Origin of the sequence: Aldersonia kunmingensis, from assembly GCF_001646865.1 — a bacterium.
Lineage (GTDB): Bacteria > Actinomycetota > Actinomycetes > Mycobacteriales > Mycobacteriaceae > Aldersonia > Aldersonia kunmingensis.
Window position 1 is genome coordinate 20,283 of sequence record NZ_LRRB01000251.1, and the last position, 15,358, is coordinate 35,640.

At 67.2% G+C, this 15,358-nt stretch carries 13 protein-coding genes; 4 read left to right on the plus strand and 9 right to left on the minus strand.

Annotation, left to right across the window (positions count from 1 at the left end):
• Positions 1-7 precede the first annotated feature (7 nt).
• The 5 genes from A8G08_RS19555 to A8G08_RS19575 form a co-directional block, all read right to left on the minus strand.
• Positions 8-1,906, minus strand: coding sequence for an alpha/beta hydrolase family protein (locus tag A8G08_RS19555; RefSeq protein ID WP_068277938.1), 1,899 nt, complete (start codon positions 1,904-1,906; stop codon positions 8-10).
• Positions 1,893-3,692, minus strand: a complete 1,800-nt coding sequence (locus tag A8G08_RS19560; protein ID WP_068277943.1) for an N-acetylglutaminylglutamine amidotransferase — start codon at positions 3,690-3,692, stop codon at positions 1,893-1,895. Before A8G08_RS19560 ends, A8G08_RS19555 begins: the two co-directional genes overlap by 14 nt.
• Positions 3,693-3,772: 80 nt before the next feature.
• Positions 3,773-6,352: a carboxylate--amine ligase/circularly permuted type 2 ATP-grasp protein gene (locus A8G08_RS19565; RefSeq protein WP_245672909.1), complete on the minus strand. Its 2,580-nt coding sequence runs from the start codon at positions 6,350-6,352 to the stop codon at positions 3,773-3,775.
• A 162-nt stretch (positions 6,353-6,514) separates the two neighbouring features.
• Positions 6,515-7,618, minus strand: a complete 1,104-nt coding sequence (locus A8G08_RS19570) for a winged helix DNA-binding domain-containing protein (protein ID WP_068277946.1) — start codon at positions 7,616-7,618, stop codon at positions 6,515-6,517.
• Between the two features lie 8 nt (positions 7,619-7,626).
• On the minus strand, positions 7,627-8,601 hold the full coding sequence (locus tag A8G08_RS19575; protein ID WP_068277950.1) for an NADPH:quinone oxidoreductase family protein: 975 nt from the start codon (positions 8,599-8,601) through the stop codon (positions 7,627-7,629).
• A 76-nt stretch (positions 8,602-8,677) separates the two neighbouring features.
• Between A8G08_RS19575 and A8G08_RS19580 the strand changes: the two genes are divergently transcribed.
• On the plus strand, positions 8,678-9,691 hold the full coding sequence (locus A8G08_RS19580) for a zinc-binding alcohol dehydrogenase family protein (protein WP_187344492.1): 1,014 nt from the start codon (positions 8,678-8,680) through the stop codon (positions 9,689-9,691).
• Positions 9,692-9,706: 15 nt separating this feature from the next.
• Here the strand turns inward: A8G08_RS19580 and A8G08_RS19585 are convergent, their stop codons facing one another.
• Positions 9,707-10,786, minus strand: a complete 1,080-nt coding sequence (locus A8G08_RS19585) for a DNA polymerase IV (RefSeq protein ID WP_068277956.1) — start codon at positions 10,784-10,786, stop codon at positions 9,707-9,709.
• Positions 10,787-10,910: 124 nt separating this feature from the next.
• On the opposite strand from A8G08_RS19585, the gene A8G08_RS19590 reads away from it, so the two are divergent.
• Both A8G08_RS19590 and A8G08_RS19595 read left to right on the plus strand, forming a co-directional pair.
• A complete protein-coding gene (locus A8G08_RS19590; protein ID WP_068277959.1) occupies positions 10,911-11,714 on the plus strand; it encodes an acyl-[acyl-carrier-protein] thioesterase in 804 nt (267 codons plus the stop codon).
• Positions 11,711-12,205 carry a SixA phosphatase family protein gene (locus tag A8G08_RS19595; RefSeq protein WP_068277962.1) on the plus strand — a complete coding sequence of 165 codons (495 nt, stop codon included), beginning with the start codon at positions 11,711-11,713 and terminating at the stop codon, positions 12,203-12,205. The genes A8G08_RS19590 and A8G08_RS19595 overlap by 4 nt, the downstream gene beginning before the upstream one ends.
• A 72-nt stretch (positions 12,206-12,277) precedes the next feature.
• On the opposite strand, the gene A8G08_RS19600 is transcribed toward A8G08_RS19595, so the two are convergent.
• Complete coding sequence (locus A8G08_RS19600) at positions 12,278-13,930, minus strand: hypothetical protein (RefSeq protein WP_245672910.1); 1,653 nt, start codon at positions 13,928-13,930, stop codon at positions 12,278-12,280.
• A gap of 141 nt (positions 13,931-14,071) precedes the next feature.
• On the opposite strand from A8G08_RS19600, the gene A8G08_RS19605 reads away from it, so the two are divergent.
• Positions 14,072-14,467 carry a VOC family protein gene (locus A8G08_RS19605; protein ID WP_068278066.1) on the plus strand — a complete coding sequence of 132 codons (396 nt, stop codon included), beginning with the start codon at positions 14,072-14,074 and terminating at the stop codon, positions 14,465-14,467.
• Between the two features lie 76 nt (positions 14,468-14,543).
• On the opposite strand, the gene A8G08_RS19610 is transcribed toward A8G08_RS19605, so the two are convergent.
• Both A8G08_RS19610 and A8G08_RS19615 read right to left on the minus strand, forming a co-directional pair.
• On the minus strand, positions 14,544-14,741 hold the full coding sequence (locus tag A8G08_RS19610) for a hypothetical protein (protein ID WP_068277968.1): 198 nt from the start codon (positions 14,739-14,741) through the stop codon (positions 14,544-14,546).
• A gap of 9 nt (positions 14,742-14,750) precedes the next feature.
• Complete coding sequence (locus tag A8G08_RS19615) at positions 14,751-15,167, minus strand: VOC family protein (RefSeq protein ID WP_068278067.1); 417 nt, start codon at positions 15,165-15,167, stop codon at positions 14,751-14,753.
• Between the last annotated feature and the right edge of the window lie 191 nt (positions 15,168-15,358).

Below are 15,358 nucleotides of genomic sequence, written 5' to 3' on the forward strand. Positions count from 1 at the left end.
CCGAACTCTACCGATGCACTGCGCGGTCCTGCGGGGCGTGCAACGGTGCCGGGGCGAGAATCTCGGTGAGCCACTGCACGATTGTGGCGGCCATGATCGCCTTGTTCTCCCGCTTCACGATCTCGTGCCCCTCGTCGTCGAAGAACAGCAACTCCGCGCGGCCGCCGCGCGCGCGAAGGGCGGCAACGATCTGCTCGGACTCCGATACCGGCACGTTGGTGTCCTGTTGACCGTGCACGACGAGCAGTGGTGCGACGAGATCGTCGATCCGGTGAATCGGCGACAGCTCGCGCAGCAATTCGCGGTCGAACTCCGGATGGCCGTACTTCGGATAGGCCGCGGCGGCGATCCAGGGCTCGGTGTTTGCGTAGAAACTCTCCAGATCGCTCATGCCGCAGATCGCGATACCGGTCGCGAACAAGGCGGCATGAAAGGTCAACGACGCGAACGTGAGATAGCCGCCGTAGGACCGGCCGGCACACGCCACTCGGGCGGGATCCGCGATGCCGCAGGACACGAGGTGGGCCACACAGTCGGCGACGTCGTCGATACCGGCGAAGCGGCCGTATCGATCGTCAGCGTGGGCAAAGGTACGCCCGTAGCCGCTCGAGCCGCGCACATTCGGCGCGAACACGCTGATCCCAGACGCGACGAGCCCGGGAAATAGAAAGTTGTAGCCGGGCCGTTCCTGCGACTCGGGCCCGCCGTGGAAATACAGCAGCATCGGACAAGGTTGGGCAGCACTGGGATCGGCGCGGTGCAGCCAACCCGACAGCCGCGTCCCGTCGCGCGCCTCGAACTCGAGCAACTGCGGCACGTGCATGCGCTCGACCTCGGTCCGGGCCGGCTCGACCGGTCCCCACTCGCCGGTGCGCGGGTCGACCAATTCAACCGATGGCGGCATCCCTGGGCCCTGCACCGTCACAGCGAGCAGCGACCCGTCCGCGCTGATGGACAGCTCGGAAGCGACCGTGCCGGGCAGCTCGATCGGGTCGTTGAGGGAACCGTCGACGAGATTGAGGATCTGTAACTCGCTGCAGCCCTTGATATTCCAGAGCAGCACGATGGTGCTGTTGTCGTCGCTGACGATGAACTCGTCGAGCTCGCAATCAACGCGCTGGGCGAGCACGCGAAACGAGGTGCCCTCTGCGGAGACGACCACCTCGAGCAATCGAGCGAACTCGCATCCGTTGTCGCTGCGCACGAGAATCCGGTCGCCGTAGGCACGGGCGCCGAGCAAACCGGCGGAGCGGTACGGATTGCTCGGGCCGACCGGGCGGTGTCCGTCGAGGATGATCGCCATATCGGTGGTCGAACCGGGATCGGCCGGCAGCAACGGAACTTTCTCACCGCGCGTGCGCAGCAGTAGCTCGCGATAGCCGCGCGGGCCCACCCGCAGGAGCGCGTACCCATCCTCGGCATCGGCGCGCCAGGCATCGACGAGGTGGCCGCCGACCCGGCGGTCGAGCACGACCACGTCCTGGGTAACGGGATCCACCAGCCGCGACTCCGACACGCCTTCCTCGTCGGTGGCGACCAGCGCGACATGCGTGCCGTCCCAGCCGATCAGCTCGACCGTCGAATCGTCGGCCGAACCGAGCCGCCGCGCCGCGCGGTCCTCCGGATCGGTGGTGACCACCCAGACCTGGGTTCGGTTGGCACCATGCGGCGCGAGCTGGCAAGCGAGCATATGACCGTCGGCCGAATGGATCACCCGGGTGATCGACCCCGGCACCGGCAACTCCACCCAGCGGGCGGACGTGGTGCGCCGCCCGGACAGGAATCGCTGCACCGCGCGCGGATAGCCGCCGTCGTCGACGATGCAGGCGAAGGCCGACCCGTCGGGCGAGAGCGAAGCACCGGAGGTGAACCGGATGCGGTCGAGATCGACCTCATCCGCCGCCAATGTTGTTCTCCTCCATCGTCTGCAACCACATCTCGAGCATCGCGACCTGCCACAGTGCGTTGCTGCCGAGAGTCGTGCGCGTCTTGTTCGGCGCCGCGAGCAGTCGCTCCACGATTTCCGGCCGGTAGATCGCCCGGTTCCGGGCGCGAGGACTGCCGAGCGCGTCACGCACCAGGTTGAGCACCTCGCCCTCGAGATGCCGGATTCCCGGTACCGGGAAATATCCCTTCGTACGATCGATTACTTCCACGGGGAGTAGTCCGCGGCTTGCGTCCTTGAGGACTCCTTTGCCGCCGGAGGCCAGTTTCAGCTCGGGCGGGCAGGTGGCCGCGAGTTCTACGAACTCATGGTCGAGGAACGGCACGCGCGCCTCGAGTCCCCACGCCATCGTCATGTTGTCCACCCGCTTCACCGGGTCGTCGATGAGCATAACCGTGGTGTCGAGGCGCAGGGCGGCATCGACGGAGGTCTCTGCACCGGGCGCGCGGTGGTGCGTCGAGGCGAACTGTCGGCTCGGGTCGTAGTCGAGGTGGTACTCCCGGGTGAGCAGCGCATTGACATCCTGATGGGAGCGGTCGAAAAAGACCTTCGCGTAGGCCTCGGTGGTCTGGCTGCGATCCACACCGAGCAGTGGTGGATACCAGTCGTATCCGCCCAGGATCTCGTCGGCGCCCTGCCCGGACTGCACGACCTTGACCGACTTGCTGACCTCCTCCGATAGCAGGTAGAAGGCCACGCAGTCGTGGCTCACCATGGGCTCGCTCATCGCTGCCACGGTGCGCGGCACGGCGGGCAACAACCGGGATCCGTCGATGTGGATCTTGTGATGGCTGGTCGCGAAGGTCTCGGCAACGAGGTCGGAATAGGCGTACTCGTCCCCCGATTCACCGCCCGCCGAATCGAACCCGATGGAGAACGTTGCGAGGTCACGCTGCCCCTGCTCGGCGAGCAGCGCAACCACCAGGCTGGAGTCGATACCGCCGGAGAGCAGCACACCCACCGGAACGTCGGCGACCATCCGCCGCGCGACCGCGCTGCGCAGCGAATCGAGCAACGCCTCCTGCCAGTCCTGCGCGGACCAGTCCCGCCGCTCAGGGGCCGGTGCGAAGGTCGGCTCCCAGTACCGGCGCGAGGTGGTTCGGCCGTGTGCGTCGATGGTGCGGATTGTCGCGGGAGGCAGCTTGCGCACCCCGTTGTAGATCGTGTGCGGCGCCGGCACGACGGAGTGGAAGGTCAGATAGTGATGCAACGCGACCCGGTCAATGCCGGTGTCGATGCCACCGGAACGCAATAGCGCCGGGATCGTCGAGGCGAAGCGCAGCCGCCCGGGTGTCTCCGCGAGGTATAGCGGTTTGATGCCGAGCCGGTCGCGCGCAAGGGTGACTGTGCCGGACTCCTGCTCGACGACGACGAAGGCGAACATGCCCTTGAAGCGGTCCACGCACCGGTCGCCCCAAGCGTGAAATCCCTTGAGCACCACTTCGCTGTCGGCGGTGGAGAAGAACCGGTAGCCGCGCCCGGAGAGTTCGTCGCGCAGCTCGCGATAGTTGTAGATGCACCCGTTGAACACCAGTGCGAGCCCGAGTTCGCTGTCAACCATCGGCTGACCGCCCCGGGTAGACAGGTCGATGATCGACAACCTGCGATGGCCGAGCGCGGCCGCACCCTGCAGGTGCACACCCGCACCATCGGGTCCGCGAGGAACCATCGCCGCACACATCCGGCCGACGGCGGCAAGATCGGGCGATGACCCGTCGAACCGGATCTCCCCGCACAGTCCGCACATTTGCTGCTTCCTCCTCCCGCGCACGCCGGGCGCAGCAGTCGCGGCGCGGCGCGTCGTCACTGTCGCGCCCGAGCGCGTCGTCACTCCAGAATCCAGGTGTCCTTGCCGCCGCCGCCCTTAGACGAGTTGACAATCAGGCTGCCCGGCGGCGCGACCCGGGTGAGCGCCGCCGGTGCGACATGCGCGATGCGACCGCCTGCGTCGGCCCGCAGATGTACGAAGGCGCGCAGATCGACGTGATGCGGATGGAAGCCGGTGCCGTCGAAGGTGGGGTGCGTAGACAGGTCGACCACCTCCTGAGCGACGAAACGTTCCGGCTGCGTGAGCAATTCGACCCGGCGCTGATTGAGCTCGGCTTCGCTGCATTCGGGGCCAATGGTGATGCCGTAACCGCCGAAGCCGTCGACCGGTTTCACCACCAGACGGTCGAGCCGGTCGAGCACCCAATCGCGCTGCTCGCGTTCGGCACAGAGGTAGGTCGGCACCTGCTCGAGGATCGGATCCTCGCCGAGATAATAGGAAATAAATTGGGGCACATAGGCATACACGGCCTTGTCGTCGCCGACGCCATTGCCAAGGCAGTTGGCGAGGGTGAGGTTGCCACCCCGGATGGCGCCGAGCAATCCGGATCGCAACGGGCGTCCGTCCTGCCCGGTCGAGGACAACAGCATGTCCTCCTCCATCCGGATGTACAGCACGTCGATGCGGTCGCTGCGGCCGCCGCCACGCAACTGCAGGTGGCCATCGACGACGAGTAGGTCCTCGGTTCGCACCATGGGCAGCTTCGCCCGATCGGCGATCATCTTGTGCTCGAACCACGCCGAGTCCGCCCACCCCGACGAGAGCACCGCGACCATGACATCGTCCGGAGCGTTCGGCGGCGCCGCGGCGATCAGCGTGTCCCGGATCATGTCCGGGACCACGTCGATGTCGCGCACCGCGGGCATCGGTATGTCCACGGCGAGATCGGTCATCAGCGCCCGGTTGGCCATCGCGTAGCCGATCCCCGAGGGCACCCGTAGGTTGTCCTCGAGCACGATCCATCGGCCCGCGTCGGAGCACACCAGGTCGAGACCACAGATATGTGCGCGGACTGCGCCTTTCGGTACGGCATGGCCGCTGTCGCGCAGCCCGGGCGCACGGTCGACCACCTCCTCGGGGACGATCCCGTCCCGGATCGCGGCGCGCTCGCCGTAGACGTCGGCGATGAACGAGTCGAGCGCGAGCGCACGCTGCGCCAGGCCGGGTGCGAGTCGATCCCATTGCTCGGCGGACACGATCCGCGGCAGCAGATCCATCGGAAACAGTTGGGCGCGGCCCTCCCCGCTCACCCGGAAGGTCATGCCCTGCACGCTCTGCTCGTGTTCGATGGTGGACTGGATTTGCCGCAACGTGGGCGCGCCCAGCGCGGCTGCCGCGCCGAGGACCCCGGCGTATTCGCGCCGGGGTCGGCCCTGCGCGTCGAGCGCCTCGTCGAATCCGGATTCGCGGCGATCGGCGATCGGCTGGTAACCGTGCAGCATGGTGTGGTCCGGGTCGTTGATCCGCGGCAGCGCCACCTCGAGGCTTGCGGTGTCATCGATGAGCAGGTCGACAACGTCGATGAGCTTGCCGCGTCGCCGCAACATCCGCCGCTGCCGCGTGGCCGAGCTGCCAAGCTCCAACGCCCGCTCGGTGAGCAGAAAGATTTCGTCCCAGTCACCGGCGGTCTCGAGCTGCCCACGCAGCCCGGCGACGAAGCCGCGGACGACCCGGTCTGCGGGCAGCGGGCGCGGGTCCTCGACGTCCACGAGATCGCCCTCGAGCCCGGATCGCGCCGCGCGCCACAAGGCGGCCCGGACCATGGCGGAGGGCAGCTGCAGGCCCGGCTCGCCGGCACGACAACGGGCGAGTTCCCGCTCGACGAGCGCCCGGAACAGGCCGGCGATGAGGATGACGGTGTCCACGCTCGGGCACGAGTCGCACACCCGCAACTCCAACGTGGGCATGGTGGCCGATGGGCGCACGTCGAAATAGACCATGCCTGGGTCGGTGATGACGCCGCTCGCGACCAGGGCGGCGATCGCGGCGTCGTACTCGGCAGCGCTCTTCACCCGCGGCGGCGGCCCGGTGGTCGGCCACCGCTGCCAAATCAGCGTCCGCGCGCTCGCATATCCGGTGTCCGAGCCGTCGGCCCAGAACGGCGAGCTCGCACTCAGCGCGAGGAAGATCGGCAGGTACGGCGCAACCCGACTCGCCACCTGCACCGCCTCGTCGCGGTCGGGCAGTTCGACGTGCACCTGGGTGCCGCAGATGAGCTGTTCGCGCGCGAGCAGTTGGTAGTCGGCCAGCATGCGCCGGTAGCGCGGTGTCTCGGTGACCTCCATCTCTGCCGGCACGGCGAGCGGAACCGCGCCGGCCGCGACAACCGACATGCCCAGCTCGGCGGCGGCATCGCGCAGGACCCGGCGGTGTGTGACGACGTCCGCGCGAAGTCCCGCAAGATCGGTATGCACCGCGCTGTTGGTCTCCACAACGCAGCGCTGCAACTCGTCGACGTAGACGTCTTCAGGCAGGCGCGCGAGCAGTTCCGGCGCCCGCGGCGTCAGACGTCGAGTAACCGTGTCGATGAGGTTGAACTCTTCCTCGACACCGATGTTGCGGCGGGCTGGGGGCAACACTTGGGCCAGGCTAGTCACGCGAGGTGACGTCGGAGTTAAGAACGCGAGGTGTGGTGGGTTTCACCCCCACCGGGTATCCACCCGGCACCGTCCGCAACCCCATGCATCGAAAGTCGGCATATCGTTGCGCCGGTACCGGTCCTGGGCGGCGAGCGCGCGCAACTACCGTGGCGGGGCCAGCTCGAACTCGGCCCGCTTGTCCGGCTCGAGGAAGGCGAGCATCCGCATCCCCTCCGCTTCGATCGCGGCGGCGGTCTTCTTCGATATGCGCGCGCCCGGCGCCACCACCAACCTGGCCGAATCCGCGGCGGCGTCGATCCGGTACCACGCGGCGACGAACCCGTCGAACAGTACGGGTGACGGCGCGGGCGAGAACGACTGCGAGACCTTCGCTCCCGTCTCGGGCACGATCCTCGTCCGATCCTGATGCGACAGCAGCGCGTTGTCGTAGACCCCGAGATAGCGCACCGGAGCAGGCAGTTCGGGATCGGCGAGCTCGGCGTCCGCCGCGTCGTAGAGCACACGGCCGCGTTCGTCGGTGTAGGTGCGGACCCGATCACCTAGCCGCTCGACCGCGGGACGCAACCCGGTCAGCCGCGACCACGTCTGCATATCCATCGTCGAGGCCGGCCCGAACGCGCGCAGGTAGCGCAGCACCAGTTCCTCGGCCGGGTAGTCCGATTCGAGCGGGCGGCCCAGCCACGTTGAGATCCGCGCCCAACGCGGCCGCTCGTTGTGCCCCCACTTGCCGCGGGGCGGCGTCTGCAGCACCGGCAGGAGATACAGGAGGGCTTGCAACACCGCGCCGGGATCGCGGTCGGGCCACTCCGCGGTGATCAGCTTGCGCAGTTCGGCAGTGGTCATGGGCTCATCGCCGAGGATTCGCTCACCGCGGGCGCGCACATCCTCGCGGTCCATGCCGACCGTGGCACCGAAAAAGAAGCCCTTACGGAACGGCGCCTTCTCCAGTTCGGGCTGAATCAGCGGCGCGATCCGGACCGCGTCACTCGCGGTCACCAGGTGAATCGTGCCGCGCATCAACGTGATTCGAACGAGGCTGCGGTCCTCGAGCCCATCCGATATTACGATCGGGTCGAAATCGGCTATGCGACTCCACAATCCGATGAACGGTGGCCGCACTTCCTGGGCCTGTAGTCCAACCAGATGCGTGCACATCTGCGCCGCGTCGAGCGTTGTGCGATCGAGCAGATGCTGGCGCGCGAGCAGGGTGCGGTTGAGCACCCTGTTCGACAGCACCTCCGTCATCCCGATTCCTAGCGGACCGTGAGCACGACCTTGCCGCGGGCGCTGCGATCTTCCAATGACGCGATCGCGGCGGCCGCATCCTCGAACGGGCGGGTGTCCGGCTCAGGAGCGGCGAGCTTGCCGGAGGCCAGCAACGGCTGGATGCGCTCCCACTGCGAGGGCAGCATGCTCGGGTCACCCATCCACCATGCGCCCCAGCCGACACCGACGACCTCGATGTTGTTGAGCAGCAGGCGGTTCACCTTCACCTCGGGAATGCCTCCGGCGGTGAATCCGATGACCAGCACGCGCCCTCCCCGGGCAAGCGAGCGGAGGCTGTCGGTGAAACGGTCGCCACCCACCGGGTCCACAACGATGTCGACGCCCTTGCCCTCGGTCAGCGCGCGTACCTGATCGAGCCAGCCGTCGACCAGAACGACATCGGTCGCTCCCGCGGCCCGCGCGACGTCGGCCTTCTCCTCGGTACTCACGACGGCGATGACACGAGCTGCATCGAAGGCCCGGGCAAGCCGCAGCGCGGACGTGCCGACGCCGCCGGCGGCACCGTGCACGAGCACCGTGTCACCCGCGCGCAGGCGACCGCGAACGTTGTAGGCGAAGTCCATGGTGAGGTCGTTGAAGAGCAGGCCCGCGCCCGCCGGCAACGAGACCGCGTCCGGCAGCGGGAACACCAGATCCGGTGCGGCCACGGCGACCTCGGCCATGCCACCACCGAGACCGGTGAGCGCGGCGACCCGATCGCCCGCCTTGACTCGCGCACCCTCCGGTGCCGAACGCACGATGCCGGACACCTCACCGCCGAAGACGAACGGCAGCTCCGGCTTGTACTGGTAGAGGCCCTTACTCATCAGCACATCGGGGAACGCGACACCCGCGGCGTGCACCTCGATCACCACCTGGCCGCCCGCAGCATCCGGTTCGTCGATCTCGACCACCCGTACCGATTCGGGTCCGGCGAGTTCGGTGAGCTGTACGGCGCGCATGGGCGTCCTTCCGGTCGTTTCATGCCTGGTGCTTCGTCTTGTCGCGAACTTAACGTACGTTTTCGATATGGAGGGCATGGTCCCCACCACGATGACCGCGTGGCAGGTGGAACAGCCGGGTCCGATGCGCTCGCAACCGCTGCGCCGGGTCGAGATCGCGGTGCCCGAGCCGGGGCCCGATGAAGTGCTGGTGCAGGTGCGCTGCTGCGGTGTGTGCCGCACCGACCTGCATGTCGCCGAGGGTGATCTCGCCGTTCATCGCGAGCTTGTGGTGCCCGGCCACGAGGTGGTCGGCGAGGTTGTCGCAACGGGCGCCGAAGTGAACGCTTTCGATGTCGGCGCGCTCGTCGGAGTCGCGTGGCTGCGGCATACCTGCGGCCGCTGCCGCTACTGCCTGCGTGGCGACGAGAACCTGTGTCCGGAATCGCGCTACACCGGATGGGATTTCGACGGCGGCTACGCCGAGTTCGCAGTCGCGCCCGCCGCCTTCGTGCACCGGCTACCCACCGGGTACCGCGACGAGGAGCTCGCTCCCCTGCTGTGCGCGGGCATCATCGGCTATCGCGCGCTGCTGTGCGCGAACGTGCCGCCGGGCGGGCGGCTCGGCATCTACGGCTTCGGCGGCAGCGCGCATATCTGCGCGCAGGTGGCGATCGCCCGGGGCGCCGAGGTGCACGTGATGACGCGCGGCGCCGGTGCGCGCGAACTCGCACTCGACCTCGGTGCCGCGTCGGTCCAGGGTGCCGGGGATCCACCACCGGTCCTGCTGGATTCCGCGATCTTGTTCGCGCCGGTGGGCGAGCTCGTACTGCCCGCGCTGGCAGCACTCGATCGCGGCGGGACGCTCGCCGTCGCCGGGATCCACCTGTCCGACATCCCGGTACTCAACTATCAGCAGCACCTGTTCCAGGAACGTCGGCTGCGATCGGTCACCTCGAACACCCGCGCCGACGCGCGCGCGTTCCTCGACTTCGTCGCCGAGCATCGCATCCGGCTGAGCACAACGCCGTATCCGCGCGGCGAGGCGGACCGCGCACTGACCGACCTCGCGGAGGGCCGGATCACCGGCGCGGCAGTTCTCGTGCCCTGACACAGGGTCGAAACGTCAATCATTCGAGGGCATCTCGGGTGGCTGATCGAGATCGGTGAGGTCGAGCCGGACACCGAGTAACCGCACCGGCCGATCGAGCGGGAACATGCCGAGCAGGGTGAGCGCGACCGTGACGACCTCGTCCACATCCGTAGACGGTGCCGGAAGTTTGTGCGCGTGGCTGCTGGTGAAGAACGTCTTGGTTCGCACGGTGACGGCGACCCGCTCGATCGTGCGGCCGGAAGCAATGACCTCGTGTGCCACGGCGGTCGCCAGCTCCACAACCCCGGCGCGGATGTCGGCGATATCGGTGAGGTCTTGGGGGAACGTGCGCGAGTGGCTCCGGCCCCGCGCCACCCGCGGCTCGGTCGCCACCTCAATGCGCCCGGCCCCCGTGCCGAGCAGTCGCAGGTATGGCCCGGTCCGTGGCCCGAACGCCGCGGCGAGCTCGTTCCGGTCCGCGGCTCCCAACTGTCCCACCGTTGTGATGCCCAGGTCCGCCAGGCGTTTTGCGGTGCGCGCCCCCACGCCCCACAACGCGTCCGGGCCGCGGTCGGCCATCACCTCGGCCCAGTTCTGCGCGGTCAGCCGGAAAACCCCTGACAGGGCCGGTGCGCCGGTGCCCTTGGGCTTCACAAAGCCGGTGGCGAGCTTCGCCCGGTGCGTGTTGTCGCCCACTCCGACCGAGCAGCGCAAACCGGTCTCCTCGTAGACCCGGACGCGGATGCGCTGCGCGACGTCCTCCGGATCATCGGTGTCGATGCCGACGAAGGCCTCGTCCCAGCCGAGCACCTCGACCGGCCCAAACTGTCGCAGCGCGTCCATGACCTGCTCGGATGCGCCCTCGTACGCGTCCAGATCGACCGGCAGGAAGGCGGCATCCGGGCAGCGCCGCACAGCGGATCGCAACGGCATCCCGGCGCGGACTCCGTGCTCGCGCGCCTCGTAGGACGCGCAGGTGACCACCACCCTGGACTGCGTCGGATCGCCCGACCCACCGACGATCACCGGTTTACCGACCAGCTCGGGATTGCGCAGCCGCTCCACCGCCGCCTGGAATTGATCCAGGTCGACGTGCAGGATCCATGCGGTCATTTGGCCTCCGATTTCACTATCTCCTTACCTCTCCGGGAAGTCGTTACGCGCGGAAAGTCTCCAGACGCACGTAAAGTCGGCTACCGAAGCTGACGGTCACCGACAGGTCTGTGAAGGAGGACTCGTGGCCACCTCGGTCGACGACCCGCTGGCTCCATTGCGCGCCCCAGACCTGGGCTTTGCCTTGTCCTGGCAGGTCCGCACACCGGATACCGATCCGGATTCCCGCCTGCGCCTCGATGGGGTCGCGAAGTATCTCGAAGAAATCGCCTGGGAGAACCTGCAGGCGACCGGATTCAAAACTTCCGATCCGTTCTGGATCGTGCGCCGAACGGTCATCGACGTCATCCGGCCGATCACCTGGCCCGACCAACTGCACCTGCGTCGCTGGTGCGATGCGCTGTCCACGCGATGGACCGCGATGCGGGTGCGAATCGCCAGCGACCAGGGCGGCCTGATCGAGACCGAGGCGTTCTGGATCAACATCAGCGAATCCACCGGTATGCCGACGCGGATCAGCGACGAAGGCCTCGGCTTCCTGCAGGCAATGACCGACGAGCACCGGCTCAAATGGCGCCCCTGGCTGAGTGAGCCTGCGCCGCCCGAATCCAGCTCGGATCTGCACTTTCCACTGCGTGCCACGGACATCGACCAGTTCAACCATGTCAACAATGCCGCGTATCTGCAGGCCGTCGAGCAGTACCTGGTGGACTACCCCTCGCTGATCGCGCAGCAGTACCGGGCGATCATCGAGTACAACGCGCCGACGCTGTCCGGCGAGAACATCATGGTGCGCGGCCGCCTGGAATCCGTCGGGGGCGCGCAGCCCACCACCCTGCGGCTGTGGTTCATGGTCGGAGACGCCGTGCGCACGGCGGTGTGCATCCGTCCGCTGCCGAGCGACGGTGAGGGCGCCGCCGCACAATGAGCACCCGGACGCTGATCTTGATGCGGCACGGCAAGTCCGCCTACCCCGACGGGGTCGCCGACCACGAGCGCCCCCTCGCGCCGCGCGGGCAGCTGCAGGCCGCAATGGCCGGTGACTGGCTGCGCACCACCCAGCCGGTTATAGATGCGGTGCGGTGCTCGACGTCCACCCGAACCCGGGAGACGCTGGCTGCGACCGCGGTCGATGCCCCGGTGGAATTCGACCGCTCGATCTACGGCGGCTCGCCGCGCGAGCTCGTCGAGGTGATCAACATCGTCGACGAGGCCGTGCAGACGCTGCTGCTGGTTGGACATGTTCCCGGAATACCTTGGACTGCTTGGGAACTCGCGCACAACCGCAGTTCGCCGCAAGCTCAACAGCTCGAGGAGAAGTTCCCGACCTCCGCGCTCGCGGTGATCGAGTTCGACCGGCCGTGGGCGGATATCGACCCCGGGACCGGCGAGTTGGTGGTCTTTCACGTCCCGCGCTAGCCGAGCTGCCGCTTCCGTGATCACGAGCAAATGGCCGGGAAATTGCACGAAATTGGGGCCATTCGTTCGTGATCACCGCAAGACGGGACGGGTCGCGAAGGCAGCGAGAGCGGTCGAGACCTGCTCCGGGCGCCCATCGTTTTGCTTGGCCGCGGCGGTGAGCAAATCGATGTGGTTGTAGCCGGGCATCACCAGCACCACGTCCCCTGCCCGGGCTCGCGGCGGGTCGATCAGGCCGTCCTTGGCCTCGGCGGTGAACACCGGATGCCGCAGCACGCCGTCGCGATGCAGCCGGTGCGCGGCGAGCGCGGGCGCGTTGCCCGCACTCAAATCGGTGACGAGTTGCGTCGGGAAGTACCACTCGGTGAAGTCGAGCGGTTGCTCGCACAGGCTGCGGGCCAGCTGACGGATCGAGGTGATCTCGTTCGCCGGCCCGGTGAACGGCCCCGGTACGACCTCGTCGTAGTCGTCCCAGCCGTAGACCACGACGGGGTTACTGAACTCGGCCGGTGACACCTTGGGCGCATTGCCGAATGCGCTGCGCATCAACGGGTTCGACAACACCTCGTTGGGCACTGGGAATGACTTCGGCACCACCGGTCCACGCACAAAACCGACGCTGGCCTGGATGAAGCCCAGGATCATCGAGTTGTCGTCCATGATCGAGCCCAGTACCGCGTCGTTGGTCGCGTTCAGCGTGCGAACGTCCGGACTTCCGGTGGCGAACATCGCGAAATTGCCGGCGAGCAACGTCCGCAGCGAGAGGTCGACGTTGGTGTTGTGCGGCAACCGCGCCACGATGTCGTTGACGCCCTCGGGATTCAGCCGAGCCGCGAGTCCGGTCAGCGCGAGCAGGTTGGTGGTCTCGGGGTTGATCACCGCAGGCAGGCGCAGCACCGGCAACGCCCCGGTGGCGACGCCGCCTACCGCTGCGAGCGGCGCGGCCACCGGCGCCGGTAGATCCAACGGCCCGAACCCGGGCACCGGCAGCGCCGCGTCCACCACGGTGTCGAGCGCGAAATAGCCCGCGCACTGGGCGAACCCGGCGTCATCGAGAGTGGCTGGATTGCCATCGAAGTCCCACTGCGCGAAGAACCCGGTGACGAAGCCGCCGAGCGAATGGCCGCCGCAGAGCACCTTGTTCGCCCGCACAGCGGGGTCGGGCAGCTCGCGGCGCAGCAGTTCGTACTGGTCGCGAAGGGTCTGCTCGAGCCCTACGCCGCGAAGCCACTCGGTTTGTGCACCGTCGGCGTACCCAGCGAAGCGCCGCCCATCGACCTCGCGCTTATGAAAGTAATAGTCGGTGGCGACATCGAGGTCGCCGGTACGCAATGCCGCAGCGACCCCGGCGTGGTCTTCCAGGCAGTTCGAGCGCCGGTCGAGCGCCCAGAACTCGATGTACCTGCCGGCCGCGGCGGCCGTCGAAACCGTGTTGCGTGCAACGCTTTCGAAAGCACCGGCACCCTCGAAGATGCCCGGCTGGGCGACCAGGATGCGGTCGGCGTCCGCGGCATCGGCAGGGCCGTTCGCGGCACGGAACCGGAGGTAGGACAGCCGGTCACACTCCGGCGGATGCTGGCCGGCCGCAGGCGGCAACGGCGCAGGCAGGCTGACGACCGTCTCGATGACATCGGTTACCGGCGACGTGGAACGCACCGCGGTTTCGGCTCGTCCCTCTTGAGCGTTCGCGGGTGCGACGCCCGACATCGCCAATACGATCGACACACCACATCCCAGCAACCACTGAGTGCGCATGACGCATTCAACCGTGCCGGGGACATTTTTCCAGCCGTTTTGGGAACGAGGACTGAACCTGTCCGCAATAGCGACAAGACTCAGGATTACCGACAACGAGAGGTGATCACGATGGACTGGACGCTCGAACTCGTCACTCTGCCCGTGACCGACGTCGACCGGGCCAAGGACTTCTACACATCGATCGGTTTCAACGCCGACCACGACCACACGGTGACCGAGGATCTGCGCTTCGTTCAACTCACTCCCCCGGGCTCGAACTGCTCGATCGCGATCGGCAAGAACATCACCGATGCGGTGCCGGGCTCGTACAAGGGTCTGACTGTTTGCGTCTCCGACATCGAGGAAGGGCGCAAGACGCTGCTCGACGCCGGCGTCGACGCCAGCGAGGTGGACGTGCAGCCCTGGGGACACTTTGTGTATTTCACCGACCCGGATGGAAACGGGTGGCAAATGCAGTACCTGCCCTACCGCTACGGTGCCCCGCCGCCGAACCTGCCGAACTGACGGTGCGAATTATGTTCCCGGGGGCGAAGTTTCGTCCCCGGGAACAAATTTTGCACCCGGGAGCGCGTGCGAACGGTTACCGCGTGACCTTGTAGGCGACGAACCCTACGAGCAGGAGTCCGGCGAGGATTGCCCAGCCGAAGCCCGCGAGCCACCAGATCAGCGCAAAGCCGATCAAGGCCGGGGCACCGAGCACCGCAACCATCACGGGGCTTTGTTTGATCGTTTCCAGCCCGGCACGTCCAGTCTGCCGGTCGAGCTTCTTCCCAGCCATCCTCGACTCCTATCCCTTCGGTGCGGCCAGTTCCAGCGCGATGTTGTCCGGATCGCGGAACTCCAGTATGTACGAGATTCCGATGTCTTTGATCGGCTCATGCGCGATGCCCAGGTCATCGAGGTGCGTAGCTGCCGAATCCAATTCCGCCTTGCTGCCCACGTTGAACGCAAGATGGTCGAGGCCCGTCCGGTCCTCGTCGAAGTTGTCCTCGGCGACGGGCCTCAGCCCGATCAGTGCGTCCCCGATGTTGTAGATGACGCCGCCGTACAGGAATGCGAGCTGCTCGCGAAGTTTGTCGTCGGCGTCGGCCGGCATCTCGATGAGAACCGGCCAACCGAACACACCGTCATAGAACCGTCGCGACCGCTCGATATCGGTGACCGTGAGCCGAACGTGGGAAATGGACGTCGTGTTGATCGTCATGCGATCCATGCTGCCAGGCTTGGCCGGAGAATCGCGTTCCGCGGCGGCCATATCCCAGAATCCTGGGATGGTCACGCGGCGGTAGCACTCGGTATCGGGATGGCCGTGGCGGGCGCACCGGGGGTAGCGGCCGCCAAACCAGAGCAAACGGGTACGAATTGTGTTTACAGGGACGAAGTTTCGCACCCACG

Excerpts from the sequence above, each read along its gene's own strand:
- A8G08_RS19570 (WP_068277946.1), bottom strand. The coding sequence starts at position 7,618 with ATGACGGAGGTGCTGTCGAACAGGGTGCTCAACCGCACCCTGCTCGCG.
- A8G08_RS19615 (WP_068278067.1), bottom strand. The coding sequence starts at position 15,167 with ATGACGATCAACACGACGTCCATTTCCCACGTTCGGCTCACGGTCACC.
- A8G08_RS19605 (WP_068278066.1), top strand. The coding sequence starts at position 14,072 with ATGGACTGGACGCTCGAACTCGTCACTCTGCCCGTGACCGACGTCGAC.
- A8G08_RS19580 (WP_187344492.1), top strand. The coding sequence starts at position 8,678 with ATGGTCCCCACCACGATGACCGCGTGGCAGGTGGAACAGCCGGGTCCG.
- A8G08_RS19610 (WP_068277968.1), bottom strand. The coding sequence starts at position 14,741 with ATGGCTGGGAAGAAGCTCGACCGGCAGACTGGACGTGCCGGGCTGGAA.
- A8G08_RS19575 (WP_068277950.1), bottom strand. The coding sequence starts at position 8,601 with ATGCGCGCCGTACAGCTCACCGAACTCGCCGGACCCGAATCGGTACGG.
- A8G08_RS19560 (WP_068277943.1), bottom strand. The coding sequence starts at position 3,692 with ATGTGCGGACTGTGCGGGGAGATCCGGTTCGACGGGTCATCGCCCGAT.
- A8G08_RS19595 (WP_068277962.1), top strand. The coding sequence starts at position 11,711 with ATGAGCACCCGGACGCTGATCTTGATGCGGCACGGCAAGTCCGCCTAC.
- A8G08_RS19585 (WP_068277956.1), bottom strand. The coding sequence starts at position 10,786 with ATGACCGCATGGATCCTGCACGTCGACCTGGATCAATTCCAGGCGGCG.